The organism is Streptomyces iakyrus, from assembly GCF_000717055.1.
Lineage (GTDB): Bacteria > Actinomycetota > Actinomycetes > Streptomycetales > Streptomycetaceae > Streptomyces > Streptomyces iakyrus.
In genome coordinates this window covers 155,693-181,102 of sequence record NZ_JNXI01000010.1, presented here as the reverse complement: position 1 = coordinate 181,102, position 25,410 = coordinate 155,693, and the positions used below count along the sequence as shown (strand labels likewise).

Annotated in this window: 32 protein-coding genes; 17 read left to right on the top strand and 15 right to left on the bottom strand. The window is 71.3% G+C overall.

Annotation, left to right across the window (positions count from 1 at the left end; translation table 11 throughout):
• The first annotated feature begins 180 nt into the window (after window positions 1-180).
• Window positions 181-1,272 (top strand): PDR/VanB family oxidoreductase, encoded by a 1,092-nt coding sequence (locus OO68_RS44090; RefSeq protein ID WP_403551860.1) that lies wholly within the window; start codon window positions 181-183, stop codon window positions 1,270-1,272.
• A 198-nt stretch (window positions 1,273-1,470) separates the two neighbouring features.
• Complete coding sequence (sigE, locus tag OO68_RS17450; protein ID WP_078625347.1) at window positions 1,471-2,259, top strand: RNA polymerase sigma factor SigE; 789 nt, start codon at window positions 1,471-1,473, stop codon at window positions 2,257-2,259.
• A 169-nt stretch (window positions 2,260-2,428) separates the two neighbouring features.
• Here sigE and OO68_RS17445 read toward each other — a convergent pair whose 3' ends face one another.
• A complete protein-coding gene (locus OO68_RS17445) occupies window positions 2,429-2,854 on the bottom strand; it encodes a MerR family DNA-binding protein (RefSeq protein WP_051814681.1) in 426 nt (141 codons plus the stop codon).
• A 91-nt stretch (window positions 2,855-2,945) separates the two neighbouring features.
• On the opposite strand from OO68_RS17445, the gene OO68_RS46825 reads away from it, so the two are divergent.
• Together OO68_RS46825 and OO68_RS17440 are read left to right on the top strand one after the other, a co-directional pair.
• Window positions 2,946-3,092 carry a hypothetical protein gene (locus OO68_RS46825; RefSeq protein WP_167345899.1) on the top strand — a complete coding sequence of 49 codons (147 nt, stop codon included), beginning with the start codon at window positions 2,946-2,948 and terminating at the stop codon, window positions 3,090-3,092.
• Between the two features lie 20 nt (window positions 3,093-3,112).
• A complete protein-coding gene (locus OO68_RS17440) occupies window positions 3,113-4,315 on the top strand; it encodes an MFS transporter (RefSeq protein ID WP_033309268.1) in 1,203 nt (400 codons plus the stop codon).
• Between the two features lie 105 nt (window positions 4,316-4,420).
• Here OO68_RS17440 and OO68_RS17435 read toward each other — a convergent pair whose 3' ends face one another.
• From OO68_RS17435 to OO68_RS17415, 5 genes are read right to left on the bottom strand one after another with little or no spacing between them, the layout of a single operon-like run.
• Entirely contained in the window at window positions 4,421-5,836 is a 1,416-nt protein-coding gene (locus tag OO68_RS17435; protein ID WP_033309267.1) for a sensor histidine kinase, read from the bottom strand.
• The gene (locus tag OO68_RS17430; RefSeq protein WP_033309266.1) at window positions 5,829-6,533 is read right to left on the bottom strand and encodes a response regulator transcription factor; all 705 of its coding nucleotides are present in this window, start codon (window positions 6,531-6,533) and stop codon (window positions 5,829-5,831) included. Before OO68_RS17430 ends, OO68_RS17435 begins: the two co-directional genes overlap by 8 nt.
• A complete protein-coding gene (locus OO68_RS17425) occupies window positions 6,530-9,052 on the bottom strand; it encodes a heavy metal translocating P-type ATPase (protein WP_033309265.1) in 2,523 nt (840 codons plus the stop codon). The genes OO68_RS17430 and OO68_RS17425 overlap by 4 nt, the downstream gene beginning before the upstream one ends.
• Window positions 9,049-9,294 (bottom strand): cation transporter, encoded by a 246-nt coding sequence (locus OO68_RS17420; protein WP_033309264.1) that lies wholly within the window; start codon window positions 9,292-9,294, stop codon window positions 9,049-9,051. The genes OO68_RS17425 and OO68_RS17420 overlap by 4 nt, the downstream gene beginning before the upstream one ends.
• A 36-nt stretch (window positions 9,295-9,330) precedes the next feature.
• A complete protein-coding gene (locus OO68_RS17415) occupies window positions 9,331-9,627 on the bottom strand; it encodes a metal-sensitive transcriptional regulator (RefSeq protein WP_033309263.1) in 297 nt (98 codons plus the stop codon).
• Window positions 9,628-9,891: 264 nt separating this feature from the next.
• Here OO68_RS17415 and OO68_RS17410 point away from each other — a divergent pair, with 264 nt between their 5' ends.
• From OO68_RS17410 to OO68_RS47685, 7 genes are all read left to right on the top strand, one after another.
• The gene (locus OO68_RS17410; protein ID WP_033309262.1) at window positions 9,892-10,236 is read left to right on the top strand and encodes a hypothetical protein; all 345 of its coding nucleotides are present in this window, start codon (window positions 9,892-9,894) and stop codon (window positions 10,234-10,236) included.
• A gap of 151 nt (window positions 10,237-10,387) precedes the next feature.
• Window positions 10,388-11,374 carry a prolipoprotein diacylglyceryl transferase gene (lgt, locus tag OO68_RS17405; protein WP_078625346.1) on the top strand — a complete coding sequence of 329 codons (987 nt, stop codon included), beginning with the start codon at window positions 10,388-10,390 and terminating at the stop codon, window positions 11,372-11,374.
• 236 nt (window positions 11,375-11,610) lie between these two features.
• On the top strand, window positions 11,611-11,994 hold the full coding sequence (locus OO68_RS17400) for a DUF2933 domain-containing protein (protein ID WP_051814680.1): 384 nt from the start codon (window positions 11,611-11,613) through the stop codon (window positions 11,992-11,994).
• Between the two features lie 46 nt (window positions 11,995-12,040).
• Window positions 12,041-12,364 carry a zf-HC2 domain-containing protein gene (locus OO68_RS17395; RefSeq protein WP_033309261.1) on the top strand — a complete coding sequence of 108 codons (324 nt, stop codon included), beginning with the start codon at window positions 12,041-12,043 and terminating at the stop codon, window positions 12,362-12,364.
• Window positions 12,361-13,104 carry a methyltransferase family protein gene (locus tag OO68_RS17390; RefSeq protein WP_078625345.1) on the top strand — a complete coding sequence of 248 codons (744 nt, stop codon included), beginning with the start codon at window positions 12,361-12,363 and terminating at the stop codon, window positions 13,102-13,104. The genes OO68_RS17395 and OO68_RS17390 overlap by 4 nt, the downstream gene beginning before the upstream one ends.
• A 40-nt stretch (window positions 13,105-13,144) precedes the next feature.
• A complete protein-coding gene (locus tag OO68_RS17385; RefSeq protein WP_063739320.1) occupies window positions 13,145-13,408 on the top strand; it encodes a hypothetical protein in 264 nt (87 codons plus the stop codon).
• A gap of 824 nt (window positions 13,409-14,232) precedes the next feature.
• Complete coding sequence (locus tag OO68_RS47685) at window positions 14,233-14,754, top strand: lysylphosphatidylglycerol synthase transmembrane domain-containing protein (protein ID WP_342449660.1); 522 nt, start codon at window positions 14,233-14,235, stop codon at window positions 14,752-14,754.
• A gap of 313 nt (window positions 14,755-15,067) precedes the next feature.
• On the opposite strand, the gene OO68_RS46280 is transcribed toward OO68_RS47685, so the two are convergent.
• A complete protein-coding gene (locus OO68_RS46280; RefSeq protein WP_157852728.1) occupies window positions 15,068-15,235 on the bottom strand; it encodes a hypothetical protein in 168 nt (55 codons plus the stop codon).
• 19 nt (window positions 15,236-15,254) lie between these two features.
• Entirely contained in the window at window positions 15,255-15,629 is a 375-nt protein-coding gene (locus tag OO68_RS17375; protein WP_033309260.1) for an ArsR/SmtB family transcription factor, read from the bottom strand.
• 121 nt (window positions 15,630-15,750) lie between these two features.
• Between OO68_RS17375 and merA the strand changes: the two genes are divergently transcribed.
• The 3 genes from merA (at window position 15,751) to merB (ending at window position 18,366) form a co-directional block, all read left to right on the top strand.
• Complete coding sequence (gene merA / locus OO68_RS17370; protein ID WP_033309259.1) at window positions 15,751-17,187, top strand: mercury(II) reductase; 1,437 nt, start codon at window positions 15,751-15,753, stop codon at window positions 17,185-17,187.
• 21 nt (window positions 17,188-17,208) lie between these two features.
• A complete protein-coding gene (locus OO68_RS17365; protein ID WP_245237016.1) occupies window positions 17,209-17,649 on the top strand; it encodes a MerR family transcriptional regulator in 441 nt (146 codons plus the stop codon).
• A gap of 75 nt (window positions 17,650-17,724) precedes the next feature.
• Complete coding sequence (gene merB / locus OO68_RS17360) at window positions 17,725-18,366, top strand: organomercurial lyase MerB (protein WP_033309257.1); 642 nt, start codon at window positions 17,725-17,727, stop codon at window positions 18,364-18,366.
• A gap of 48 nt (window positions 18,367-18,414) precedes the next feature.
• Here the strand turns inward: merB and OO68_RS17355 are convergent, their stop codons facing one another.
• Together OO68_RS17355 and OO68_RS48490 are read right to left on the bottom strand one after the other, a co-directional pair.
• Window positions 18,415-18,747, bottom strand: a complete 333-nt coding sequence (locus OO68_RS17355) for a hypothetical protein (protein WP_033309256.1) — start codon at window positions 18,745-18,747, stop codon at window positions 18,415-18,417.
• A 419-nt stretch (window positions 18,748-19,166) separates the two neighbouring features.
• Window positions 19,167-19,361 carry a DoxX family protein gene (locus OO68_RS48490; RefSeq protein ID WP_329503659.1) on the bottom strand — a complete coding sequence of 65 codons (195 nt, stop codon included), beginning with the start codon at window positions 19,359-19,361 and terminating at the stop codon, window positions 19,167-19,169.
• Between the two features lie 359 nt (window positions 19,362-19,720).
• On the opposite strand from OO68_RS48490, the gene OO68_RS17345 reads away from it, so the two are divergent.
• Window positions 19,721-20,023, top strand: coding sequence for a DUF427 domain-containing protein (locus OO68_RS17345; RefSeq protein ID WP_033309255.1), 303 nt, complete (start codon window positions 19,721-19,723; stop codon window positions 20,021-20,023).
• Window positions 20,024-20,073: 50 nt separating this feature from the next.
• On the opposite strand, the gene OO68_RS44085 is transcribed toward OO68_RS17345, so the two are convergent.
• Window positions 20,074-20,235 (bottom strand): hypothetical protein, encoded by a 162-nt coding sequence (locus OO68_RS44085; protein ID WP_167345897.1) that lies wholly within the window; start codon window positions 20,233-20,235, stop codon window positions 20,074-20,076.
• A gap of 132 nt (window positions 20,236-20,367) precedes the next feature.
• On the opposite strand from OO68_RS44085, the gene OO68_RS17340 reads away from it, so the two are divergent.
• Both OO68_RS17340 and OO68_RS17335 read left to right on the top strand, forming a co-directional pair.
• Window positions 20,368-20,853 carry a hypothetical protein gene (locus OO68_RS17340; protein ID WP_033309254.1) on the top strand — a complete coding sequence of 162 codons (486 nt, stop codon included), beginning with the start codon at window positions 20,368-20,370 and terminating at the stop codon, window positions 20,851-20,853.
• Window positions 20,854-21,041: 188 nt separating this feature from the next.
• Window positions 21,042-21,761, top strand: a complete 720-nt coding sequence (locus OO68_RS17335; protein WP_245237014.1) for a Crp/Fnr family transcriptional regulator — start codon at window positions 21,042-21,044, stop codon at window positions 21,759-21,761.
• Window positions 21,762-21,801: 40 nt separating this feature from the next.
• On the opposite strand, the gene OO68_RS17330 is transcribed toward OO68_RS17335, so the two are convergent.
• From OO68_RS17330 to OO68_RS17310, 4 genes are all read right to left on the bottom strand, one after another.
• Window positions 21,802-22,149, bottom strand: a complete 348-nt coding sequence (locus OO68_RS17330; RefSeq protein WP_033309343.1) for a DMT family transporter — start codon at window positions 22,147-22,149, stop codon at window positions 21,802-21,804.
• 433 nt (window positions 22,150-22,582) lie between these two features.
• Complete coding sequence (locus tag OO68_RS17325; protein WP_051814678.1) at window positions 22,583-22,840, bottom strand: heavy-metal-associated domain-containing protein; 258 nt, start codon at window positions 22,838-22,840, stop codon at window positions 22,583-22,585.
• A complete protein-coding gene (locus OO68_RS17320) occupies window positions 22,840-24,009 on the bottom strand; it encodes an urease accessory protein UreH domain-containing protein (RefSeq protein ID WP_033309252.1) in 1,170 nt (389 codons plus the stop codon). The genes OO68_RS17325 and OO68_RS17320 overlap by 1 nt, the downstream gene beginning before the upstream one ends.
• Window positions 24,010-24,630: 621 nt before the next feature.
• Window positions 24,631-25,392: a cytochrome c biogenesis CcdA family protein gene (locus OO68_RS17310; RefSeq protein ID WP_033309250.1), complete on the bottom strand. Its 762-nt coding sequence runs from the start codon at window positions 25,390-25,392 to the stop codon at window positions 24,631-24,633.
• Window positions 25,393-25,410: the final 18 nt, after the last annotated feature.

The window sequence follows — 25,410 nt, the reverse complement described above, 5'->3', positions numbered from 1 at the left end:
CGGCCGATGGCCGTGGCCTGGGGTGTGATCGCGCTGTACGTGCTCGCCGCCGTTCAGGCCACCTCGCTGCTCAAGTCGCGTATCCCGCACCGGTGGTGGCGCTACGTCCACACGAGCACCTTCGCCTTGTTCGTGCTCGGCACCGTGCACGCTCTGACCGCTGGAACCGACGAGGGCACCGTGCGCTGGACCGCACTCGTGCTGGCCGCGGTCGTCGCCTTCCTGACCATCTACCGGCTACTGGTCGGACGCCGCACTTCCAGCGCCGTCAGCGTGAAGCCCGCGTCGACGGGTAAAGCAGCCCAGCAGCCGGTCCGCCGCGAGGAGCCCGCAGCGCGGCGCGTCGTCGTCAGCGAGCTGCGGCACGCCGCAGACGGCGTTGTGGCCCTCGAACTCGCCGCCGCGGACGGCGCGTCACTGCCCGCCTGGGAACCGGGCGCCCATGTCGACCTGGTGCTGCCCTCCGGTCTGGTCCGGTCGTACTCGCTGTGCGGGGACCCGGCAGACAGGGACACCTACCGCGTCGGCGTCCTGGACGTACCGGACGGGCGCGGCGGATCGGCGGAGGTGCACAGCCTGCGAGCCGGGCAGGGGATCGCCATCCGGGGCCCCCGCAACAGGTTCCCGCTGGTCCTGGCGAACCACTACCTGTTCATCGCGGGCGGCATCGGCATCACCCCGATCCTGCCGATGGTCCACGCGGTGGCCGCGGCCGGGCGCGAATGGCGCCTGATCTACGGCGGCCGGTCTCGCGCCGCCATGGCGTTCGCCGACGAACTGCCGGCCCTCGGCAGTGGCCTGGTCCAGCTGGTCCCCGAGGACACCGACGGCCTGCCCGACCTCGCCGCCGCCCTGGCCGACACCCCGCGCGGCACCGCGATCTACGCCTGCGGCCCCGAACCGCTGCTCGCCGCCCTGGAGAAGACCATCGCGGACTTCCCCGACCGGCATCTGCACACCGAACGCTTCGGCGCCCCCCGAGCCGACCGACATCACCCGGACGCCCGCGAGTTCAAAGTCGAGCTGAGACGCACCGGACGCCTCCTGCCGGTCCCGGCCGATCGCAGCCTGCTGGAGGTGATCCGCGAGGCGGTTCCCGACGCCCCCTCCTCCTGCGAGGAGGGCTTCTGCGGCAGCTGCGAGCTGCGCGTCCTGGAAGGGACCCCCGACCACCGCGACACCGTGCTGGCCGTGAGCGAGCGCGGGCGCCGCGATGTGATCTATCCCTGCGTCTCACGTGCTCGCAGCCCGATCCTGGCGGTAGACCTGTGACCCGACAGCGGGAATGCGAACCCCGACCGGGGCAGACCGGTGAATAGGTGAAACCACCGCTGCCTTCCTGGCAAGCACATGGACGCTTCACAGGGCCTTCATCCCCTTCCGCATAGTTTTGTTCCTGCTGTGGCTGTGCCACTGCCGCCTGGTGCCACGGACCGCATCAGGCAGGAGAAGCGTTGCGAGGAGAATCCGATGAACCGCGACCTCAGCGACAGCGGCGCGTGTGGTGTCCTTCCCGACGCGACGCCTGCCGGGTCTGCCCGGTCGGCCTGTGGCTCCGTGCCCGCACCGGGGAGCCCGGGGAACACCGATGACGCGGCAGTCGGCCTCCCCGAGCGGCGCCGACTTCCCAGCGGTCGTTCGGATGCCGTGCCCGCCGCCCACAACGGCCCCGCCGGAGAGGTGTGGACCATGCCGAGCTGGGACGAGATCGTCCGCCGCCACGCCCACCAGGTCTACCGACTCGCCTACCGGCTCTCCGGCAACCAGCACGACGCCGAGGACCTCACTCAGGAGGTCTTCATACGGGTCTTCCGGTCACTGGACCGGTACCGACCCGGCACCTTCCAGGGGTGGCTGCACCGGATCACCGTGAACCTCTTCCTCGACATGGCCCGGCGACGGTCCCGTATCCGGTTCGAGCACCTGACCGACGCCGCCGCCGAGCGGGTGCCGGCCAGGGAAGAGGATCCGGCGCGGGCCCACCACGACGCACAGCTCGACACAGAGGTGCAGGCCGCTCTCGACGCACTGCCCGCGGAGTTCCGCGCGGCGATCGTTCTGTGCGACATCGAGGGCCTGCCGTACGAGGAGATCGCCACGACACTCGGCGTGAAGCTCGGGACGGTGCGCAGCCGCATCCACCGCGGCCGCGCCCGGCTGCGCACCGAGCTGGCCCATCGTGCCGTGGCCGGCAGGGGATCCGCCGGGGCTGCCGTGGCGTTCCCTGGTCCCTCGCGGGTCTCGGCGAGGCAGTCCTGAACCCGTTCCGGGTTATCGACTCGGTTCGGGCACCGGACAACCAGCGGTCACCGGTGGCGCTGTCCCGCCCGGGACGGCTCGTGTCTGTCTGCGACAGCCCGGGACCGGCACTTGAGGCGCGCGACTCAACACGGCCGTACCCACGACGAGGGCAAGGGCGACCCAGCCCTCAACCGGCTGCCGTCGCCTGACGCTCGATGATCGGGCAGACCGCTCCGCCCGGCTGCGACGCGGGACTCGCCTCCGCCGCGTCCCGGCGGGTGGCGACCAGGCTTGCACGCAGGGCCCGCAGGTCGGCGATGGTCCGGTCGATCTCGGCGATGCGGGCATCGACGAGCTCCCGTACGGCGGTGCAGGGAGCGGTGCCGCCGCGGCGCAGGGCGAGGATGGCGGCGATGTCGTCGAGGGGGAGGTCGAGGGCGCGGGCTTGGCGGATGAAGACCAGGGTGTCGATGTCGTCCTGGTCGTACAGGCGGTAGCCGGCCGCGGTGCGCGGGGCGGAGGCCAGCAGGCCGCGCTCCTCGTACAGCCGCACGGCCCGGCGGGTGACCCCAGCTGCCTGCGCTGCCTGTCCCACGGTCATGGTCCCGGCCATCGCACGCCTCCGTTCCCGGCTTGACCTTCACCCCGGGTGAAGGTTCTAGCGTCTCCAGCGTACGACGACGCCACGGAAGGAGGCGCAGGTCATGCCATTCGTCGAGGGCGAGGTGTACCGGTGCCCGGACCCGGAGTGCGGCTGTGAGATCACGGTGACCAAGGGCGCGGCCCCCGGTCACGGCGGAGACCGCAACCCCACCTGCTGCTGCGGGCACGTGATGGAGAAGGTCCGCTGAGCCGGACCTGGCCGGGCAGAGTGAACACCGGCCTGCGTCAGGTGTTCGCCCTGCCCGGCTACCGTCGTCTGTGGTTCGCGCGGACCGCCTCCGCCTGGGGCGATGCCTTCGCCACCGTCGCGCTGAGTCTGCTGGTGTGGGAGCGCACGGGTTCCGGGCTGAGCGTGGCCGGGTTGGTGGCCGCCGAGATCGCGCCGGTGCTGCTGCTCGCTCCGGTCGCCGGGGTGGTCGTCGACCGGCTTGCGCCGGTGCGGGTGATGGTGATCGCCGATCTGGCCCGGATGCTGCTGGCCGCGGCGCTGCCGCTGGTGGACCACTCGGTGCCGGGCATCTACGCGGTGGCGTTCGCGATGTCGGGGGCGTCGGCGTTCTTCAACCCGGCCGCCGGGGCGGTGCTGCCCGCGCTGGTGGACGAGGAGGAACTGATCGCTGCCAACTCCGGCATCTGGACCGCCGCGGTGCTGTCGCAGATCGTGCTGGCCCCGGCCGCCGGGATGGTGGTTGCCGCTATCGGCTACGGTCCCGCGTTCTGGATCAACGCGGCCAGCTTTGCCGCCTCCGCCGCAGTGCTGGCCCGCCTGCGCCTGCCACGCCGCCCGGCGGGCGCGACCCGGAGCGGTTTCTGGCGGCAGGCCCGCGACGGTATCGGGGTGCTGGCCGGGCACCGGGTGCTGCGGGCCCTTGCCGCTGGGCAAGGACTGGCCGCGCTGTCGGCCGGAGCGACGAGCGCCTTGCTGGTCGTGCTGGTGCGCGACCGGCTCGGGCTGGGGCCGTCCGGCTATGGCATGGCCCTGGCCTGTATCGGGGTCGGTGCCGCCGCCGGTCCGCTGCTGCTCACCCGGTACGTGTCCGACCCGCGCCGCCCGGTGTTCGTCTTCGGCCCCTACCTGCTGCGCGCGGTCGTGGACGCGGTCCTCGCCCTGGTGCGCGTCCCGGCCGTGGCACTGGGCAGCCTGGCTGGATACGGGGTGGCCACCTCCACCGGCGCGGTCACCTTCAACTCGCTGCTCCAGGCCGAGACTCCGCCCGCCGCCCGGGGCCGCGTCTTCGCCGCATTCGACCTGATCTGGCAGCTCGGCCGCCTCGCCTCCCTCGCTCTGGGCGGCTGGCTGGCCGACGCGGCCGGCATCACCGCCGTCTACGCCATCGGAGCAGCCCTGCTGGCCGCGGCCGCGCTCATCGGCCGGGCCGCCTCGGCCACGACCGTCACGACACAGAGGTAACTCCCTCTCTACGCCGTTCAGTCACTGCGCTGACCCACCCCGCTCTCCTGGGCTTCCTGGGTTTCAGGGTTTGAGGGTGGCGGGAACGGACGCGCAATGGCGTGCTTATGGCGTGGATCGCGGGGACTGTCCCGGCTTGCGGGGGCGTGCTGAGCTGGTGGCGGGCAGCCGGGTGGTGAAGGTGGCGCCCTGGCCGGGTGCGCTGTCGGCGGTGAGGGTACCGCCGTGGGCGGCGGTGAGTTCGGCTGCGACGGCGAGGCCGATGCCGGAGCCGTCGGCGCGGGCGGTGCGGCTGCGGAAGAAGCGGTCGAAGATGCGGGGCAGGTCCTCGGCGGGGATGCCGGGCCCGGTGTCGGCCACGCGCAGTTCGGCCCAGTCGCCGTCGTGGCGCAGGGTGACGTTGACGGTGCCGCCGGCGGGGACGAACTTGAGGGCGTTGGTGAGCTGGTTGGTGACGATCTGCCGCAGGCGTACCCCATCGCCGGTGACGTGGACCTCGGTGGTGAGGTCGGTGTGCAGGGTGATTCCCGCTTCGGTGAACCGGCCGGAGAGGTCGTCTGTGGTGTCGCGGACGAGGCCGGTCAGGGATACGGGCTCGCGTTCGAGGGTGAAGGCGGCGGCGTCGGCGGAGGCGAGGGTCTCCAGGTCGGCGATGAGCCGGCCCAGACGGAGTGTCTCGTCGTGCAGCGAGCCGATGACCTTCGGAGTGGGTTGGCGGACGCCGTCCTGGACGGCTTCGAGTTCGCTGCGCAGGATCGCGAGCGGAGTGCGCAGTTCGTGGGCGACGTCGGCGGCGAAGGCGCGGCGCAGTTCGTCTTCCTTCTCCACGCGGTCGGCCATGGTGTTGAAGGCGGTGGCGAGTTCTCCGATCTCGTTGTTGGGGACGGTGGCCACGCGCCGGTCGCGCTGTCCGGCGGCCAGGTCGCTTGCGGCGCGGGTGAGTTCGGCGATGGGGGCGGTGGCACGGCGAGCGGTGTAGAGGCCGACGGCGAGGGCGACCAGCCCGGCGGTCAAGCCCCCCGCGATCAGGAGCTGGTTGACGTCGGCGCGGAACTCCCGGTCGACGGCGGGGATCGGGCCCTGGGGCACGCGCATGTCGAGGGTGCCCACCTTCTGCCCGTCGACGGTGATGGGCAGTTCGTGCGGTGGGCCGAGGTCGCCGATGCCCATCATGTCGCGGTGCATGGCCAGGGTGGCCGGGTCCACCTCGGCGTCGGCGAGCGACCAGATCCGCTGCCCAGCCCGGTCGCGGAGTTCGACCTGCGAGCCGGTCATGGTGACCGTCGGCGCGAGTTCGTTGAGTGTCGACGTCTTCCAGGCGTCGTCCTTGGTGTACTCGGCGGCGAACAGGGCGACCAGCTGCTGCTGGCGCACCTGCTGCTGCTCAGCGAGGTAATCGTCGAACCGGGCCCCGAAGGCGGTGTTGACGAGCACCGCGGTCAGGGCCGCGGCCCCGATGCCGAGGGCGGCGAAGGCGAGGGCGAGGCGGCGGGCGAAGCGGCCTCGCAGCAGGTCACGCATCTTTGTCCAGTCCCAGCTTGTAGCCGACGCCGGGCACGGTGAGCACTACCTGGGAGGGCGGGGTGTCGCCGAGCTTGCGGCGCAGGTTCTTCACGTGGACGTCGATGGTGCGCTCGTATGCCTCGAAGGTGTGGCCCTGGACACGACCGACCAATTCCATCCGGGTCCAGGCCCGCCCTGGCCGGGAGGCGAGGGCGGCGAGCAGGTCGAACTCGGTGCGGGTGAGTTCCACCGGCTGTCCGTCGGCGTGCACCTCGCGGCGCTCGGCGTCGACGCGCAGCTGGCCGTCGCCGTAGGAGACGGCTGTTTCCTCGACTGCGGCGCGTGGGCCGCGGGCGCGCCGCAGTACCGCCTCCACCCGGGCGACCAGTTCGCGCGGGCTGAACGGCTTGACGACGTAGTCGTCGGCGCCCAGCCGCAGGCCCATCACCCGGTCGTTCTCGGCCGCCCTGGCGGTGAGCATGACGATCGGCACGTCGCTGGTCTTGCGTAGCAGCCGGGCCACTTCCTCGCCGGGCAGGCCGGGCAGGCCCAAGTCGAGGACGATCAGGTCGGGGTGGGCGGTGCGGGCGAGGTCGAGGGCCTGGCGGCCCTCGCTCGCCTCCAGCACCCTGTACCCCTCGCGTTCGAGGTAGTCGCGTACCAGGGCGCGCAGCTTCGTCTCGTCGTCGACGACCAGCACGGTCGCGGATGTCATGATGTGGCCACCTCGATCGGGGACGTGGCTTCCGCGACCTGCTGCGGGGCCGCGGGGAACGGTTGCGGAGTGAAGGTGCGCAGCCGGTTCGCGTTGCCCACCACCGACAGCGACGACAGGGCCATGGCCGCGGCGGCGATGATCGGGCTGAGCAGCCAGCCGGTGAACGGGTAGAGCACACCGGCCGCCAGCGGGATGCCCGCCGTGTTGTAGACGAAGGCCAGGACCAGGTTCTGGCGGATGTTGCGCATGGTGGCCCGGCTCAAGGTTACGGCGGTGACGACCCCGCCCAGCGCCCCGGAGATCAGAGTGATGTCCGATGCCTCGATGGCCACGTCGGTGCCGCTGCCGATGGCGAAGCCGACATCGGCCTGGGCGAGGGCCGGGGCGTCGTTGATGCCGTCGCCGACCATGCCGACCCGCTTGCCCTCGTCCTGCAGCCGGGCTATCTCCTGCGCCCTGTGCTCGGGCAGCACCTCGGCCAGCACTCGGTCGATGCCGACCTGGCGGGCGATCGCCTCGGCGGTACGCCGGTTGTCACCGGTGATCATCACGACTTCGAGGCCGAGCCGCTTCAGCTCGGCGATGGCCGCGGCCGAGTCCTCCTTGACCGTGTCCGCGACCGCCACCACCCCGGCCAGCCGGTCGTCGACGGCCGCGAAGACGGGGGTCTTGCCCTCCGCGGCCAGCCGGTCCACGTCCGTCTCCAGCGGGGCGGTGTCGATGCCCGCCTCGGTGAGCAGGGCGGCCTTGCCCACCAGCAGGCGGTGCCCTTCGACGGTGGCGGTGATGCCCTTTCCGGTGACCGAGTCGAACTCGCTCACCTCGGCCAGATCGATCCCGTGGTCGGCGGCGCCCTGCACGATGGCCTGGCCGAGAGGGTGCTCGGAGGAGTGCTCGGCGGAGGCGACCAGGCGGACGAGTTCGTCCTCGGCGAACCCGTTCACTGGGACGACGTCGGTCAGCGTGGGCCGGCCCTTGGTGATGGTGCCTGTCTTGTCCAGCACGATGGTCTGCAGCCGGTGCGCGGTCTCCAGGGCCTCGGCGGAGCGGATGAGGATGCCGTGCTGGGCGCCCTTGCCGGTGCCCACCATGATCGACAACGGGGTGGCCAGGCCGAGCGCGCACGGGCAGGCGATGATCAGTACGGCGACGGCGGAGACCAGTCCCAGCGTCAGCGCCTGGTCGGGCCCGATCAGGTACCAGGTTGCGAACGAGGCGATGGCGATGACGACCACCGCGGGGACGAAGTAGCCGGCGACGAGGTCCGCGACCCGCTGGATGGGGGCCTTGGACGCCTGCGCCTGCTGCACGAACCGGATGATCTGCGCCAGCATCGTCTCCGCGCCGACCTTGGTCGCCCGCATCCTGAACGCGCCGGTCTGGTTGATCGTCGCGCCGACCACCTCGTCCCCGGCGGCCTTGGTCACCGGGAGCGACTCCCCGGTCACCATGGACTCGTCCAGAGTCGAGCGGCCGTTGATGATGACCCCGTCCACCGGGACCTTCTCGCCGGGCCGGACCACGACCACGTCACCGGCCATCACGTCCTGGACCGGCACCTCCACCTCGGCACCATTCCGCACGACCCGGGCGGTCTTGGCCTGCAGGCCCAGCAGTTCGCGGATCGCCTGCCCGGTGCCCGCCTTGGCCTTCGCCTCGAACAGCCGACCCAGCAGGATCAGGGTCAGGATCACCCCGACTGCCTCGTAGTAGACCTCCCGCACTCCGGCAGGGAACAGGCCCGGCACCGCCGTGACGAGCAGGCTGTAGCCATAGGCCGCGCACGTGCCCAGCGTGATCAGCGTGTTCATCTCGGCGCTGCGGTTGCGCAGGGCGCGCCAGCCCGTCGTGTGGATCGGCCGGCCGGTGTAGAACATCACCGGCGTGATCAGCGCGAGCTGGAACCATCGGTTGAGCAGCAGGTCCGGTACATCGACCCCGAGAAACTCGTGCAGCATGACCGCGAGTGCGACCGGCGCGGACAGCACCGCACCGATGAGCACTCGCCGGGACAGATCCTTGATCTCGGCCTGCCGTTCGGCGGCCTCATCCTCCCCGGTGTCGACCTCGCCCGGTATGGCGGCGGGCGCGGCCGGTTCCTCCCTCACGGCGGCCGATGACGCAGCCTCCCCGTTCCCGTCGCCGGGCTCGACCAGCACGGTGCCGTGCACCATGTTCATCCCGCAGGCGAAGCCGAACCGGCCCGCCTTGTCGGGTACGAATTCGACTGTGGCCTTCCCGAACGCCGGCAGCGACTTCGCCACCGAGAAATCGGGGAAGAGCACGCGGGAGGTGCACTCCCCGCTTTCCTGCCGGTCGAAGATCAGCCGGACGGGCAGGCCCTGACGGACCCGGATCAGGTCCGGGGAGTAGCCGCCCTTCACGGTGATGCCGATCTCCTGGGCTCCGCCCCGCAGTTCGGTCAGCCGCGTCTTCCTCGGCCCGAAGAAGAACCAGGCGAGCAGCGCCATCAGCCCTGCGGCTCCGGCGAGCACCACGATCTGGTCCACGTTCACGACGCCCTCCTCACGACCTGGTTCTGCACCGCGTACCCGCTGATCTTGTGGCCGCTGTCCTCGACCGCGGCCACGATCCGAGGCAGGGCCGCCGACGCGCCGTAGGCCACGCCCACCGTCTGGGCCTCGATGTCCACCTGCGGGGCCGACACCCCGGCCACCGCGCCGACCGCCCCGCCGATGACCTGCCGGCAATCCCCGCAGGAGATTCCGGGAACAGCCAAAGTGATCATGTTGGACATGTCTTCTTCTCCTTCCTTCCGTGGAGTCGGCGCCGGTCAGCGGTGCCGGAACAGCACCTTCATCAGCTCGTCGTAGATGAGCGGGTCATCGCGCCTGATCGCGTCGGTGACGCACCGCTCCAGGTAGTTCCGCGTCACCTGGCGGGACACCCCGTCCAGGGCCTTGCGTACCGACTCGATCTGGTCCAGGACGTCGACACAGTGCCGGCCCTCCTGGATCATCCGGGAGACGCCCTTCACCTGGCCGTTGATCTTGGCCAGCCGCACCACCGCGTCGTTCACCACATCCGGAGCGAGGAACCGCTCCTGGTGCTGAGTGCCTTGGTTCGCCATGTCGACCTCCTTTCGTCAGCGAAACTACTGCGAAACTACTCGTACCCCCTAGGGGTAGCAAACGGCTCTTCTCGTGCGAAACGGGCGGCCCGGATGGTGTCGTGCCCGCGTTTGCGCAGGTGGGAGTGAGGACTCTCCCGCGGGATGGCCGAATCCAGCCTGGGCGAGGGCACAGAGGCGCCACATCGGCGCTTCATGGCCCCTTCACACCCCGTGCCTAGCGTCGATGACGTAAAAGCCCCACTTGGGACAGGGAGCGAATCAATGATCAAGCGCAGGACCATCGGCCTTGCCGCCGCGACGGTCGTGTTCGGCGGCCTCGGCACCTACGGCGCCACCGCGTTCGCCGCGGACTCGCCGCCCAGCCCCAAGCCCTCCGCTACACAGAGCTCCGAGTCGGGACGCCACGCGGACAGCGCCGACGGCAGGGAGGCGATGATCCGCCACTGTACGGATCAGCTGCCGGCCGAAGACCGCGCCAAGGCGCGGCAGCAGATGGAGAAGATGATGTCCGACGGCATGATGTCCGACGGCATGAACTCCGACTCGATGATGGGCGGCTCGATGTTGGGCGGCGCCTCCGAGGACGGACACCACGGCATGGGCTGACCGCCCCCGAGCACAGCAGGCCGTCGCATCAGCGGCGCCCCTCCTCAACGCCGGACCGGTCCCGCCGAGCACAGGACCGGCTCGGCCGTCCGCGCCGCGAGGCGTGCCCCCGCCCACCGCTGTCTATCTCACTCGAAGCTGATGTGACCTGATGAACCTCGCCTCTTTGCCGAGCCCGTCCAGTCCCTATCTGAACCTGGGCCCGCTCATGATCCACTGGTACGCGGTCATGGTGATCGCAGGCGTGATCGCCGCCGTCGCGATCGGCCAGCGCCGCTGGAGCGCCCGCGGCGGCGCACCGGGGACCGTCCTGGACATCGCGATGGTCGCCGTGCCGTTCGGCATCGTCGGCGGACGGCTCTACCACGTGATCACCAGCTGGCAGCTGTACTTCGGCCCCGGCAAGAACCCGGTCGAAGTCCTGTACGTGTGGCAGGGCGGCCTCGGCGTGTGGGGCGGCATCGCGGGCGGAGCGCTGGGCGCGTGGATCGCGGCCCGGCGGCGCGGCATCGACTTCGCCGCGTTCGCCGACGCGGTCGCCCCTGCCGTACTGGTCGGGCAGGCGATCGGGCGGATCGGCTGCTGGTTCAACCAGGAGCTGTACGGCAGGCCCACCACACTGCCCTGGGGCCTGGAGATCGACCCCGCCAACCGCCCCGCGGACACACCGGACGCCGCCACCTACCACCCCACCTTCGCCTATGAGGCGGGCTGGAACCTGGCAGCGGCGGCGCTGATCGTGTGGGCCGAGCGGCGCTTCCGCCTCGACCGGGGCCGCGTCTTCGCCCTGTACGTGGCCGCCTACACCGCGGGCCGCGGCTGGATCGAGATGCTGCGCGTCGACCCCGCCAACCACATCCTGGGCCTGCGCCTGAACGTGTGGACCAGCCTGCTGCTGTTCGCCGCAGCGCTCGCCTTCCTCTACCTGCGCCGCCCCGCGCGGCCGACCGCGCCTGACCCGGCAGAAGCCGCTGAGACCGCCGTGCCCGACAGGGCTGTCGGCCCGGCCGCGGCTGACGCCGCCGAAGAGCCCGCGGCGTCACAAAAGGGCCGGGACGAGCCCCTACCGCCGACCGAGGTCCACAGGAGCAGCGACAGCGAGGACCGAACAACCGCCCTTGTGCGGAGAGGCCGATGACGATGCGGTGCCACTACCGCGGTCCAGGTCCCTGCCCAGGGCACCGCCCCGGGCAGGGTGCCGAGCTCGCGCCGCCGCCCTTCGACGGGAAGCGCCCCGGACCCGGTGGGCGTCAGGCACATCGGCCGCCCACCGCATGCTCATCGATCTGTCACAGCCCGAACCTAATCTTCCAGTTATAAGCCAGTTCGGCGCCCCGTATCCGGACACGCGCCCTACCCTCGGAGTGAATCCCCATGTGCCTGAACAAGAAGGCCATCATCGGCCTCGGTGCCGTTGCCGCCGCGGTTCTCTTGGTCAAGCCCGGTTGGTTCCTGGCGGCCCTGCCACTGCTCGTCCTCGCCCTGTGCCCGCTGAGCATGATCTTCATGATGCGCGGGATGAACAGCGGCGGCCAGGGCAAGACGAAGGCCGGCAGCTCGTGCGGAACGGGGACCACGACCCCCAGGGCCGGTACGCCCTCCGTCTCCGACACCGACCTGAACAAGCAGATCAGCGCTATTCAGGCCGAGCTACGTGACCTCAAGGCCGCGCAGGCCCGGCAGGAGGGCGTCACCACTGCCGGGGCCGAGGAGGCGGTCAAGTTCACGAAAGACACCGGCTCCGACGCGCACACCTGACCGCGTCCCGTACCACCGGGACGCGATGAGAAGGGGGTGAGGGGCTATGCCGAAGCCGACGCCCGGATGCGACGAGATCCGCGAATGGCTCGGCGCGTACGTGATCGGGGCGCTGGAGCCGGGGGAGGAGGCGCCGATCGAGGCTCACCTCGTCCACTGTTCTGGGTGCCGCTCCGAGCGCGACGAACTCGCCGACGTGGCCCGGTTGCTCCGCCGGGCCCTGCCGCTGCTGACCGAGGCCGGTACCGCACGCCCGGCCGAGCGCGCGTCGCCGGGCCGTGCCGTTCACGCCCGGGGACCGCGACAACCATCTGCCACCAGGGAAACCGCCACCAAGCCGCAGGCGGCACCGAAGAAGGACACGCCGTGAACGCCCCGTACGACTACGGACTATGGCCACTCGTCGTGATCAACACGCTCGTGCTGGTGATCTTCGCGGCGAGCTTCTTCCACCCGAAAACCGGCCGGGACTGGAAGGCACTGGGCGGCTTCTCCGCCTTCGCGGTGGCGCTGTTCACCGAGATGTACGGCTCCCCGCTCACCGTCTACCTGCTGGCCGGACCGCTGGGCAACTGGTTCCCCAACCTCGGCTACAGCCACGCCCAGGGTCACCTGTGGAACGACCTGATCGGCTGGAAGGGCGACCCTCACATGAGCCCCTTCCACCTCGCCGCCTACGTGCTGATCATCCTCGGCTTCGTGCTCATCGGCGCCGGGTGGCGGCATCTGCACGCCGCCGCGCAGTCGGGCGTCCTGGCGACCTCGGGCCCGTACGGGCACATCCGTCATCCGCAGTACGCGGGATTCCTCGCGATCATGGTCGGGTTCCTGCTGATGTGGCCGACCCTGCCTACTCTGGTGATGTTCCCTGTGCTGGTCTGGGTCTACCGACGCCTCGCCATCCGGGAGGAGGCGGAGGTCGCCCGCCGGTTCGGCATGGTCTGGGAGGAGTACGCGGCCGCCACGCCCCGCTTCCTGCCCTCCCGGCGCCACTGGCACGCGGCCACCGCGCACACCGTCCCGATGATGAAGCGCGCGTCCGGTTCGGGCGTGCCGGATTCACGTCACCGATCACGTTCCGCCGGAGGCACGCGGACAGACGGCCGGTGAACAACTCCGTCCTTTGGCCGCCGCGTGAAGGGAGTTGATGATGTCGTCCCAGACCGTTGCACTCGTCGTGCTGCTCCTGGCCTGTCCCGTCGGGATGTGCGGGGCGATGTGGCTCATGAGCCGGTATCAGCGAAAGAACCAGGCCCAGCACCAGCCCGGGCAAGCGGCTGGCGCCCCTACCGACCCGGACGCCAAGGCCACGGAGATCACTCGCCTCCAGGCGGAGATCGACCAGCTCAAGGCCGCCCAGCGCGACTCCGAAGAAGGTCACGCACCGGGTGACCGCCCACGGAACGGGTCCTGACGGGTCTGCGGCCGGGCCGGAAGCACGCGGCCCGGCCGGGAGGAGACCCCGTCGACCCGTCACGGGACGCCGCACGGCCGGACACCGCTGCCCTGTCGTGGTTGCTCGGCGACCGGCGGCCGTCCAGCAGCCGCCGAAGACCGCTCCGCCGTGCCCGCCAACCATTCCGCGTGCCCCTGCCCGCTGTGTAGAGCGCGGACGCGGCCGATGGGGCGGCCCGCACGCCCCTTGGACCTGATCGACGGTAGCCGTGCCATCTACATCCCATCGAAAGCAACCGCCGACGTCACGACAGCCGGATCTCAAGGCGGTGAACGGGCGCGCGCAGGACCGGCACGCCGCAGCACGGCCGGGCTGGGCGTGGTGGCTGGGGGCTGTCGTCCTGGTGGCGGCCGCGCTGTCGCTCGCCATCGTCAACCGGCGCGAGCTGGCCGGGGCGGCCCAGCTGATCGCCCGGGTGAGCCCGCCGAAGCTGGCCGTCGCGATGGCCTTCGAGGCGGCGTCGATCGTGTGTTTCGCCGCCGTGCAACGCTGGCTGCTGCACGCGGGCGGGGTGCGGGTGGGTCTGAGGGGCATGACGGCGCTGGCCGTGGCCGCCAACGCCGTGGCCGGCGCGCTGCCCGGCGGCGCGGCCTTCGCCGCCGCCTGGCTGTACCGGCAGCTGCGCCGACGCCAGGCGGGGCAGGTCCTCGCGGCCGCTGTGCTGGTCGTCGCCGGGGCGCTGTCGGCGCTCGGCCTGTTCGTCCTCCTCGTGACCGGGGCGCTCACCGCGGGCCTGGGCGGCCGGGGCGCGGTGCTCCGCCCCGCTCTGGCCATGCTCCGCCCTGGCCCTCGGACTCGGCCTGGCGCTGCTTGTACTGACCCGCTCCGAGAGGGTTCGCGTGGCGGCTCAACGGGCCTGGGCTGGCGCGGGCCGACGCTCCCGGCGCGTCCGGCAGGTTCAGGAGGCGCTGGTACGACTGGTGAGCCAGGCCCGCAGCGTGCAGCCAGGATTCCGGCCCTGGCTGCGGCCCTTCGGCCTCGCGGTCCTCAACTGGGCGTTCGACGCGGCGTGCCTGGCCGCCAGCCTGTGGGCACTGGGCATCGGCGTGCCCTGGAGCGGGCTGCTGCTCGCCTACACACTCACCCAGATCCCCGGCAGCCTGCGCCTGACCCCGGGAAGCCTGGGCGTCGTCGAGGTGAGCCTGACCACTCTGCTCGTCTCCTACGGCCTGCGCCCCGACCAGGCCATCGCGGCCACCCTGCTGTACCGGATCTCCAGCTACTGGGTGCTGCAGCCGATCGGCTGGGCCACGTGGCTCGGCCTGACCCTCCGCGCCAGGCCACCCGCACCACGCCGCGCATGAGGACGGCCGTACGAAAAGCCTGGCCAGCCGTGATGAAATCTGCGCTCGTGGAGGAGGCCGAAGAGGCATACCCCAGTCAAATGGCGCGGCGTCCGGCACTCTCGTACATCGGTACCCGCGCCTGGCCACGACCCGGACCAGCTGGTCAGAGCTGCGGTGGGCGGGCCCCGTGCCGCGAGTGTGCACCGACTAGCCGCGGTCGTCGGGACCCCAGCGAGGGCCGACCTGGCCGGCTGGGGCTGGGGCGGCCCTGGTCGTGGGAGTTCTGGGTCGATCCGGTGGGTGGGCAGCAGCTGTCGCGCCGGAGCGGCGGCTACGGACGGCGGTGGTAACGGCCGCCGTCCGGATGGCGGCGGCGAGACAGAGCGCCCGTGGCGGCGAGGGCGGGCCTGGCGCAGCAGGCGATCGTCAGGGCGGCGGCGGTCATGCCGCGGCCGGAGGGCTCTTGGTCGCGACGCGGGGGCCGATCGGTGGTGGGCATGGCGAGGGGTCCTTGCTCTTCAGTCCTGGCTGTCGGGGATGCGGGTGCAGCAGGTCAGGGCGGTGGCGTTGTCCGCGGCGAGCGAGCGGGCGAGTACGACCAGGTCTGCCACGCGCGGGTCGCCGACGGAGTAGCGCAGCTTCTTGCCGTCCCGGCGGGCGGTGACGTAGCCGCAGTCGACGAGGCAGGACAGGTGCACGGACACGCGGGGCTGGGAGATTCCGGCGTGCTCGACGCACTCGGCACTGGTGCGTTCGCCGCGCAGGATGAACTCCAGGAGCTTGAGCCGGGTGGGGTCGGACAGGGCGCGGAAGAACTTGGCCACCGTGTCGAGATGGGTGCAGGGGATCTCATCGGCAGTCGGGACGGAGGGGGTGTTCAGGCGCTGGGGCATACGGATGGCCTCCACAACTGGAAGTATTCGCCTAAGCGCATAGTATGGAGCCGTTGAACTATTCGGCAACCCGCATAGCAGCGGCTCCGGAATCCCGGGCCCCGCACGAGGAGGCAGCACCGTGACCACCACACACTCCGGCGTCGATCTGGCCGTCATCGGCTCCGGCTCGGCGGCGTTCGCCGCCGCCATCGCCGCTACCGGCGGCGGTAAGCGGGTGGTGATGGTCGAGCGCGGCACCACCGGCGGCACCTGCGTCAATGTGGGCTGCGTGCCCTCCAAGGCGCTGCTGGCCGCCGCCGAGGCCCGCCACGGCGCCGCTGCGGCCGGGCGCTTCCCCGGGCTCGCCGCGGCCGAGGTTCCGGTCGGCTTCCCCGGTCTGATCGGCGGCAAGGATGCCCTGGTGGAGCAGTTGCGGGCGGAGAAGTACACCGGCCTCGCCGCCGACTACGGATGGGAGATCGCGCATGGCACGGCTGCGTTCGCCGGGAGCACCGAGGCCCCGGTGCTGGACGTGGTCCTGCGGGACGGTGGTACGCGACGGATCGAGGCCGCCCACTATCTGATCGCGACCGGCTCGGCCCCCTGGGCGCCGCCCGTCGACGGCCTGGAGCAGGCCGGCTATCTGACGTCCACCACGGCGATGGAGCTCGACATGCTGCCGGAGTCGATGGCGGTGGTCGGCGGGAACGCGGTCGGCCTGGAGCAGGCCCAGCTCTTCACCCGCCTCGGCACCGAGGTGACCGTCATCGAGGCCCTGGAGCGGCTCGCCCCGTTCGAAGAGCCCGAGGTCTCCGCCGCGATCGAGGAGGTCTTCGCCGCCGAGGGCATCACCGTGCACACCGGCGCGGCCCTGGCCGCCGTCCGGCGTGACGAGCACGGCTACACCCTCGCCGCCGGCCGCGGCAGCGAGGAGATCGAACTGCGGGCCGAAAAGCTGCTGGTCGCCACCGGCCGCCGCCCCGTCACCGCCGGGCTGAACCTCGACGCGGTGGGGGTCAAGACCGGGACGCGCGGCGAAGTCGTCGTCGACGACCACCAGCGCACCACCAACGAGCGGATCTGGGCCGCGGGCGACGTCGCCGGAGGCCCCCAGTTCGTCTACGTGGCCGCCGCCCAGGGCACCCTCGTCGCCGACAACGCCTTCACCGGCGCGGGCCGCACCCTGGACTACACCGCGCTCCCCAGGGTGACGTTCACCAGCCCGGCCATCGCCGCCGTCGGCATGACCGACGCCCAGGTAGCCGACGCCGGAATCCACTGCGACTGCCGCACCCTGCCGCTGGAACACGTGCCCAGGGCACTGGCCAACCGTGACACGCGCGGCCTGGTCAAGCTCGTCGCCGAGCGCGGCACCGGCCGCGTGCTCGGCGTCCACGTGATCGCCGACGGCGCCGGGGACCTCATCACAGCCGCCACCTACGCCATCACGGCAGGACTGACCGTCGAGCAGCTCGCCCAGACCTGGGCCCCGTACCTGACCATGGCCGAAGCCCTCAAACTCGCCGCCCAGACCTTCACCGCGGACGTCGCCAAGCTCTCCTGCTGCGCAGGCTGAACCACCAAAGAGGAGGCGGAGATGCCCTTGGAAGCGCGCAGGTCCCGGCCGATGACGGTCGGTGAGCTGTCCCGCCGCACCGGCGTGAGGGTCAAGGCCCTGCGCGAGTACACCGACCTCGGGCTGATCTACACCCTCGGCCGCAGCCCGGCCAACTACCGGCTGTACGACGCCGACGCCCTGTGGTGTGTGCGGTTCATCGGCGAACTGCGCGGCCTGGGTCTGACCGTGGCCGAGATCCGCGAGTTGACCGCGGCCTGGACGGAAAGCTCGGGGCATCCGGTCGGCTCGCATCTCGCTGAGCTGCTGCACCGCTCCCGTGAACGCCTGCACCAGCGCATCGCCGCCCAGCAGCAGATCCTGGAACGGATCGAGAAGTTCGAGACCGCGCATCAGGCGGACCTGGCGGAGGGCGACCTGTGCTGGGCCGGTGATCCCCGCGGCTGCCACGTGCGGGCTTGACCCTCACCCCGGGGGCAGACCCTACGGTCCCAGGCATCGGACCCATCCACACAACAGGGAAGGGAAGGATCCGCCGTGGACACCGACACCCAGAAGATGGCCGCCCGCTTCACCGACACGGTCAACCGCGCCCCGGGCGTGAAGCTGTGGCTGCTACGCCCCTTGCTGACGCTGCTGACGACCGGGGAACCGGTCACGGTCGACCAGCTCGCCGCCCAAGCGGGCCGCAGCGCGGAGGACATCCGCGAGGCGCTGGCCGACATGCCCGACACCGAGTACGACACCGAAGGCCGCATCATCGGCAACGGCCTCACCCACAACCCCACTCCGCACCGCTACCAGGCCGACGGCCGCACCCTGTACGCCTGGTGCGCCATGGACACCCTGGTCTTCCCGGCCATCATCGGCCACACCGCGCAGGTCACCTCGCCCTGCCGGGCCACCGGTGAACCGGTCCGCCTGACCGTCACCCCCAACGGGCCCACCCAGGTAGAGCCCGCCGGCGCCGTGGTCTCCGTGGTCACCCCCGACGCGCCGACCTCGGTCCGCGCCGCCTTCTGCAACCAGGTGCACTTCTTCGCCGGCGCCGACGCCGCCAAGGACTGGCTCACCGAGCACCCCGACGCGCAGATCCTGCCCGTCGCCGACGCCTACGACGTCGGACGCCCCCTCATCGAGCAGATCCTCTCCGGCAACGCCTCGCCCGGCTGCTGCTGACCGCTCCCGGTCAACGGTGCCCGCTCCAGGGACGGCGGAGCGGGCATGTCAGGCGAGCGCTGCGGCGCCGCCGGACGGGTCCTCGGGCCGAGGCAGGGCAATCGCCCCGCCCGGCGGGCAGGGCCCCGGCCGCCGGGGCTCGCGCACCCCCGCGCCGCCGGGACCCGGCCCGCCGTCGGGGCCGGGGCAGGCGGGCGCAAGGCGGATCACCCGCAGCGTGAACGCCGCCCAGACCAGCGCGACCAAGGTGGCTGCCGCTCCGCCGGGCAGCAGCAGGCCGGTGATGGCCCCGCCGGCCAGCAGCCCGGACGCGGCGAGGCCCGCTACGGCCGACCAGCGCACACAGCCGCGGTAGGTGAGCACGGTACGGCCCAGCCGCACGACGCTGCGTGGCCCCTGCCACCGCGTGCAGGGCCGCCGCCCGCAGCGCAGGCACGCGCCGCATCGGGCAGAAGCTCCGGAACAGTCCTTGGCCACGTGTTGCCTCCATCCCCGGGCGGCGAAGCTATACGTGACACCCAGCGTGTGTCCGAACCTGGGTGCCGGGCAACCGTCTTGCAGAGGACTCTGCTGCGTGGGCTGAGGCACTGAAGTGATGCCCGCGTCGGGGCCGATTGCTGCTGAACTCTCGCCCGGCATAGCCGGACGCGCCTTGAGCGTCTGGCCTGTGCGGGCGCCGCGGGGGCCTGAACCGCGGGCGTGTCAGTTGATGTCGAAGGCCGGGCCAGTGATCGTCAGACCCAGGTCGGTGCCGGCGTGTGCGATGAGGGCGAGCAGCATCAGGGCCGCTCCGGCCAGGGCTAGGTCCTTTGGAACTGGACCATCTCCAACGGCCGGGCCTGTGGGTCGCTCTCCTTCCAGAACCCGTGCATCAGTACCGCGGTGGGCACCAGGAAGACGACCAGCAACAGCGCGCCCAGGTCGGCCCAGACGCCGAGCAGGATGCTCAGCCCGCCGACGAGGATCAGCAGGCCGCTGCCGATCGTGGCGGGCACGGCGGCGGGCACTCCTTTCTTTGGACGCGGCGTACCCGGCCATCATCGTGGTCCGGGTGAGGTGGCCGGCGGCCGAGGCGAGGAAGAGTGCCGCGAACAGGATGCGGCCGATGAGCACCAGGACGTCCATGACGACCTCCAGGCGTGGAATGCTGTTGAAGCAGAAACCACCTGGTTGAAGGGTACTCGCCGAGTTCGCGGAGCCCGAGGTTCCGGGGTTGGCGGTCCGCCTGCAAGGCACGTCGGGAACCGCTAGGGCCGACTCCCGCTGGAGTGTAAGCGGCATCACCGTCGGGCCCCGGACCGACGCTCTACCTTCGCAGCGTGAACGTGCAGGACCGGCGCGAAGGTGAACGATCATGATGCGGGCTGTGTGGCATGGCACGGTGCTCGCCCAGGCGGACCGCACCGTGGTGATCGAGGGCAACCACTACTTCCCGCCCGAGTCGCTCAACCGCGCGTACTTCACCGAGAGCCGGGCGAGATCCCTGTGCCCCTGGAAAGGGATCGCCCGCTACTACACGCTGACCGTCAACGGCGACGTCAACCCGAATGCCGCCTGGTACTACCCGCACCCCAGCCCCTTCGCCAGGAAGATCAAGAACCATGTCGCCTTCTGGCACGGGGTCACGGTGGAGGCTGTGCCCGAAGACGCGCGGTAGGAGCATGCGGTGAGCCCACGGCCCGACGCCCTCCGGCAGTGGGCGCAGCGTCAGCGGCGCGCGAGGTGGCGCTCGGCGACGACGGCCTGCATCGCGGCGGCCGGGCGGAGCAGGGTGAGGCGGGGACGCTCCGGCATCGCGCCGCGGCGGATGGCTACGGCGGTCACCGCGGCGACCGGTGCCGCCCATGCGGCGAGGGCCGCCCGCACCACAGGGCTGGGCGTACACCAACTGCCCCACGAACCCGCCGGCCCGTACGTAAGCGCCCTCACATACCTGTACACGCCACCGCTCCTAGCGTCGGGATCGAAGCAAGGTTCCCGACCAGGAGAGGACACACTGTCATGGCAACCACGCTGCGGGTATCTCCCACCACCGCCGTCATCCCGGTCCACGCCGTGTGGGGCGCTGCGGCCGGACTGGTCGGCGGGGTCGGGTTCGGCATCTGGATGTCGGTGTCCCGCCCGATGGCGGACACCGCCATGATCACCATGGTGGCCGGGCTGCTCGGCTCCACCAACGCCGTCGTCGGCTGGCTGATCCACCTGGCCATCGCCCTCTTCGCCGGCATCGGCTTCGGCGTCCTGCTGGGCCAGTACGCCCACAAGCTCGCCCCCGCCGTCGTGCTCGGCCTGGCCTACGGCGCCGTGTGGTGGACCGTCGGCGCCCTGTGGATCATGCCCGCCAACATGGGCATGCCGGTCTTCGAGTGGAACGACGTCACCAGCTCCAGCCTCGGTGGCCACCTGGTCTTCGGGCTGCTGGCCGGCCTGGCCTTCTCCTGCATCGCCCAGGTGATGGGCAAGCGCACCAGCACGGCCGGAGGATGAACCCCGAACCGCCCGCGTCAACACCCGGCCCCGGCACCCCACCCTCGGGGGCCGCGCCGCGTCGCACAGGCAGCGACGGGAACGCGGTGCCCTACTGTCTGGCGGACAGCGCCGACGCGCTGGCCAGCCCGGCATGGGGCGCCGCGCCCCCGCCCTGGGCCCCGGGACGACGCGAGGAGACACACGCCATGACCGACGCCGGTAGCGATGCCGACGAAGCGGAGCGGACCTGGTGCCTGGCCGAGGTCGACATCTTCTGCGACCTGTCCGAGCAGGAGATGGAGGCCATTGCGAAGGCCGCGCCGATGAAGACGTACCACGCGGGCGAAATCCTCTACTCGCCCACCCAGCCGTCCGAGGTGCTGTTCATCCTCAAGAAGGGCCGCGTGCGCGTCTTCCGGGTCTCCGCCGACGGCCGGGCACTCACGACCGCGATCATCACCCCGGGCACCATCTTCGGCGAGATGGTGCTGCTCGGACAGCACATGTACGACAACTACGCCGAAGCCCTGGACGACGTCACCGTCTGTGTGATGAGCCGCGCCCACGTTCACAAGTTCCTGCTGACCGACGCCAGGATCGCCGCGCGGATCACCGCGATCCTCGGCCGTCGGCTCGCGGATCTCGAACAGCGGCTGTCCGACAGCGTGTTCAAGACCGTCGCCCAGCGCATCGCCACCACCCTCGACACGCTCACCGCCGCCCAGCCGCCCACGAGCCCCCTGCGGCCCGGCGCACGGCACCCGCAGATCGCGCTCACCCATGAACAGCTCGCCGCGCTCGCCGGCACCTCGCGCGAGACCTGCACCAAGGTGCTGCGCGACTACGCCGACCACGGTCTGATCCGCCTCGCCCGCGGCCGCATCACCGTCCTCGACAGCGACCGCCTCAAGGACGCCGCAGGCTGACGTCATCCGCCCACGCCTGGCTGCTACCTGGACCAGCTGGTCACGGCTGCGGCGGTCGGGCCCGCTCCCTGGCGGAGCCGGAGAGTTGGAGACCGATGACCCCGACGATCACCAATGTGATCGAGACGATCTTGAGGGTGGAGACCACGTCGCCGAGGAAGGCCATGCCGTAGATCGCCGTGCCCGACGCGCCGATGCCGGTCCACACCGCATACGCCGGGCCGACGTCCAGCTTCTTCAGCGAGAGCGTCAGCAGACCGAAGCTGGCCAATGCGAAAACACAGAACCCGATGGTCGGCCACAACCGGGTGAAGCCCTGGGACAGCTTGAGGCTCACCGCGAAGCCGGTCTCGAACAGTCCAGCGACGATGACGAGCAGCCACGCCATGGCCATGGGTGAGTCCCTCCACACCTCGGGGCGGCACGTGGGTGACCGCTTCACCGACCGGTTCATCCCCTTGGTGCGAGTATGCACTGACTCATCGCGGTTGCCGGGACTCCTGCAAGGGCCTTCCGGGTCGGTTGGGGCATATGCGCGGCCCCGGACATCGGAGGAGTTCTCGGGCGATCCGGTGAGGGGCGGCCGGCGTCTCGGCGGAGTGGCGACGACGACCGCGGTGACGGCCGTCGCCGGGATGCCGACCGTCGACGATCGTCGATGTACTCGAACAGCGCCAGGTCCGCCTTCGGCCCGATGGCGAAGAGGCGGCTGCGGACCCATTCGGTCTTGATCGGCACCCACAGGTTCTCAGTCAGTGGATAGTGCCCGACAGCGCGGGCCGGCCGGGGTCTCCCAGCCGGTCCGCGCCGCCTTCGGTCTGTCAGCCGACGGGCTGGGCCGTGTACTCGCCGGCGCGCCGCACCGCGGCGACAAGGGCATCGGTATCCACGGTCGCCTCCTCCTCCAGGCGGATGGTGGAGCGTCCGCTGCGCACGTCGGTGCGGGCCGAGCGGACGCCGGGCACCTCTTCCAGCTCGTCATCGATGGAGAGGCCGCAGCTGCTGCAGTGCATGCCCTCCACCTGCAGGACGACCACCGGTCCGGTCTCGGTGTTTCGCTTACGACTGAACAGTGCCATTACGCGCCTTTCTGGAAGGTGATGGTGCCGGTCTGCATGCCCATGGCGCAGGAGAAGCGCAGCACGCCGGGATCGCGGGTGCCGAGATCGATCTTCGTGTCGCCGTTGCGCTTGACGATCTCCTGGACGCCGAGCTCGGGGATGGTGAAGGCGCGGGCGCAGCCGCCGGAGTCCTTGCCGCGTAGCACCAGTGTGGTGGGCACGCCCGCCTGCGCGGTGAACTCGGTGGGCACGTAGAAGTCGGTGACCGTGAGGGTGACGATCTGCGTGCCGGAGGCGTCCATGCTCACCGGCCCGCTGGTGACCGACTTCTTCTGGCCGCTGCCCTGCGCGGTTTCGTCAGAGGCCGGCGGCGTGGCGGCGGAGGCCGCTTCGGGTGAGCCGCCCGGGTTGAAGGTGGCCCAGCCGCCGGCCTGGACGCCGGTGGCCACCGTCCAGGTGGCGACGGCGAGCACGACCACGCCGGTGAGGGCCGCGAGCTGCCCGGACAGTGCCCGGCTGGTGCGGCGGAACAGGTAGCCGAGGGCGGCGAACAGCGGGGCGGTGCCCAGCACGAATCCCGCCATGACGGCGGCACCGGCCAGCGGCGAGCCGGAGGTGACCGCGATCAGCTCGACGGACAGCGTGACCCCGCACGGCACCAGCACGGTCGCCAGCCCGATCAGCGCCGGCGTGGCGACAGACTCGGTCTTGGCGCTGCGGCGCAGCAGCCGGCCGAAGGAGGCGGGGGGCCTGGGCACCAGCCGGGCCACCGCCTTGACGCCGAACAGGTCCAGGGCGAACAGCACCATCAACAATCCGGCGGCGATGAGCATCACAGCCCGGGCGCGAGGGCTGGGCTGCAACGCGTCGCCGAAGACGCCGAGCAGAGCGCCGAGCACGGTGTGGGAGACGAGCTTGCCGGCGAGGAACGCGCCGACCGGCACCAGCGCCTTCGGCTCAGCCGGCGGATCGTTGGCCGGTGACGGGGAGGGACGGCGGTCTTTCACCGCGACCCGGGAGGCGCCGCGCGCCCTGGCCGCGGCAGGGGCCGGCGTGGGAGTGGCGGTGGAGCTGCGGCGGGTGACGGCGCCGGCGAGCAGGCCGCCCTGCACGGCGGCGCAGGACGCGCCCCCGGCGAGCAGACCGGTACCGACGCTGGTGGCGAACAGAGTGAGAGTCGAGGCCATGCGTGGACAACTCCGTGGTGGCAGAGGACGGCACGCGCGCATGGCGGCATGCCGAAGGGGATCGGGCAGCGGAACCCGCTGAGCCGTACGGCCGGGCGGGCGTGCTCGATCAGCTCCGACTTATGCAGAGTCTGTGGATATCTGGCCCTGTGCGGGAAGCGGGAGTCGGCGGTGCCCGCTGAACATCCGTCGGCAGGGTGAGGCCCTGCCCGGCTGGCGATGGGGCGTGCGCTGCAAAGGCGAGCGGGGCGCCGGACGGCCTGTGTGTGGTGGAGGGCTGGCAGCTCATGACCATGGCGTCCATGGAGCCCACGGACCCGGCCCTCTCTTCGGCGTCCGCTCTGTCGGTCCGCACCGAGGACACCAAGGACGCCGGGGACACTGGGGCCCCCGGGGACGATGTCATCGGGGCGGCGGGCGCCGTCTCCATTGCGCTCATCGGCCCCATGAGGTTCATGGGAGCCGCCATCGCGGCCGACATGAGCCCGGCACCGCACAGGGCCAGGGCCAGCACGGCCAGCAGCCCGGCCCACCGCCGGGCTGCGGACAATCGCACGCGTGTCCTGGCCACGGCACGGGATGCTAGCCCGTGCAGACCCTCCAGCCTGGCCATTTGGTGATTCACAGCGCCGGTTGGTAGCCCGCGACCCAGTAACGCAGCAGCCCGGTCAGGTACGCCCAGGCGCCGCTGACCTGCAGAATGCCGACGATCACCAGCATCGCTCCGCCGAAGCGCATGACGTTCCGCGCGTTGCGGCGCGCGAACCCGAAGGCCTTCAGCGCGCGCCGGAAGCCGAGGGCGGCGACGAGGAAGGGCAGGCCGAGGCCGAGGCTGTAGGCGAAGGCGAGCAGAGCGCCGCGCCCGGCGCTGCCGGTGGTGAAGGACAGGCTCATCACGGCGGCGAGGGTCGGGCCGATACACGGGGTCCAGCCCAGCCCGAACATCACCCCGAGCAGCGGGGCCCCGGCCAGTCCGGCACGCGGGTGGTAGGTCATTCGGAACGTGCGTCCGGCGAACGGGATGCGTTCGAAGGCGCCGAGGAAGAGCAGGCCCAGCAGGATGGTCAGCACGCCGAGGATCCGGGTGATGAGGTCCTGGTGGTCGAGCAGAGTGTTCCCGACGTAGCCGAGCGCGGCCCCGTAGCTCGCGAACAGGGCGGAGAAGCCGAGGATGAACAGCGCCGTCCCGGCGACCATCCGGCCCTTGCCCTCCCGCCCGTCCTGTACGTCGGCCGCCGACATGCCGGTGGCGTACGAGACGTAGCCGGGCACCAGCGGCAGACAGCAGGGCGAGAAGAACGACACCCCGCCCGCGAGGAGCGCGAGCGGCGCCGCCAGCAGCAGCGGGCCGCTGGAGACGAGGTCGGGTATGCCTTGGCTCAAGGACGGCCTCCGGGGCAG

Coding starts and splice junctions, on each gene's coding strand:
- OO68_RS46825 (WP_167345899.1), top strand. CDS start 2,946: ATGCCATTCGTCGAGGGCGAGGTGTACCGGTGCCCGGACCCGGAGTGC.
- OO68_RS17395 (WP_033309261.1), top strand. CDS start 12,041: ATGCCGAAGCCGACGCCCGGATGCGACGAGATCCGCGAATGGCTCGGC.
- OO68_RS17330 (WP_033309343.1), bottom strand. CDS start 22,149: ATGGCGTGGCTGCTCGTCATCGTCGCTGGACTGTTCGAGACCGGCTTC.
- OO68_RS17420 (WP_033309264.1), bottom strand. CDS start 9,294: ATGTCCAACATGATCACTTTGGCTGTTCCCGGAATCTCCTGCGGGGAT.
- OO68_RS17365 (WP_245237016.1), top strand. CDS start 17,209: ATGCCCTTGGAAGCGCGCAGGTCCCGGCCGATGACGGTCGGTGAGCTG.
- OO68_RS17375 (WP_033309260.1), bottom strand. CDS start 15,629: ATGCCCCAGCGCCTGAACACCCCCTCCGTCCCGACTGCCGATGAGATC.
- OO68_RS17340 (WP_033309254.1), top strand. CDS start 20,368: ATGGCAACCACGCTGCGGGTATCTCCCACCACCGCCGTCATCCCGGTC.
- OO68_RS17385 (WP_063739320.1), top strand. CDS start 13,145: ATGTCGTCCCAGACCGTTGCACTCGTCGTGCTGCTCCTGGCCTGTCCC.
- OO68_RS17435 (WP_033309267.1), bottom strand. CDS start 5,836: ATGCGTGACCTGCTGCGAGGCCGCTTCGCCCGCCGCCTCGCCCTCGCC.
- OO68_RS17430 (WP_033309266.1), bottom strand. CDS start 6,533: ATGACATCCGCGACCGTGCTGGTCGTCGACGACGAGACGAAGCTGCGC.
- OO68_RS17335 (WP_245237014.1), top strand. CDS start 21,042: ATGACCGACGCCGGTAGCGATGCCGACGAAGCGGAGCGGACCTGGTGC.
- sigE (WP_078625347.1), top strand. CDS start 1,471: ATGAACCGCGACCTCAGCGACAGCGGCGCGTGTGGTGTCCTTCCCGAC.
- OO68_RS46280 (WP_157852728.1), bottom strand. CDS start 15,235: ATGCCCACCACCGATCGGCCCCCGCGTCGCGACCAAGAGCCCTCCGGC.
- OO68_RS17410 (WP_033309262.1), top strand. CDS start 9,892: ATGATCAAGCGCAGGACCATCGGCCTTGCCGCCGCGACGGTCGTGTTC.
- lgt (WP_078625346.1), top strand. CDS start 10,388: ATGAACCTCGCCTCTTTGCCGAGCCCGTCCAGTCCCTATCTGAACCTG.
- OO68_RS17325 (WP_051814678.1), bottom strand. CDS start 22,840: ATGGCACTGTTCAGTCGTAAGCGAAACACCGAGACCGGACCGGTGGTC.
- OO68_RS17320 (WP_033309252.1), bottom strand. CDS start 24,009: ATGGCCTCGACTCTCACTCTGTTCGCCACCAGCGTCGGTACCGGTCTG.
- OO68_RS17400 (WP_051814680.1), top strand. CDS start 11,611: ATGTGCCTGAACAAGAAGGCCATCATCGGCCTCGGTGCCGTTGCCGCC.
- OO68_RS17345 (WP_033309255.1), top strand. CDS start 19,721: ATGATGCGGGCTGTGTGGCATGGCACGGTGCTCGCCCAGGCGGACCGC.
- OO68_RS17445 (WP_051814681.1), bottom strand. CDS start 2,854: ATGGCCGGGACCATGACCGTGGGACAGGCAGCGCAGGCAGCTGGGGTC.
- OO68_RS17415 (WP_033309263.1), bottom strand. CDS start 9,627: ATGGCGAACCAAGGCACTCAGCACCAGGAGCGGTTCCTCGCTCCGGAT.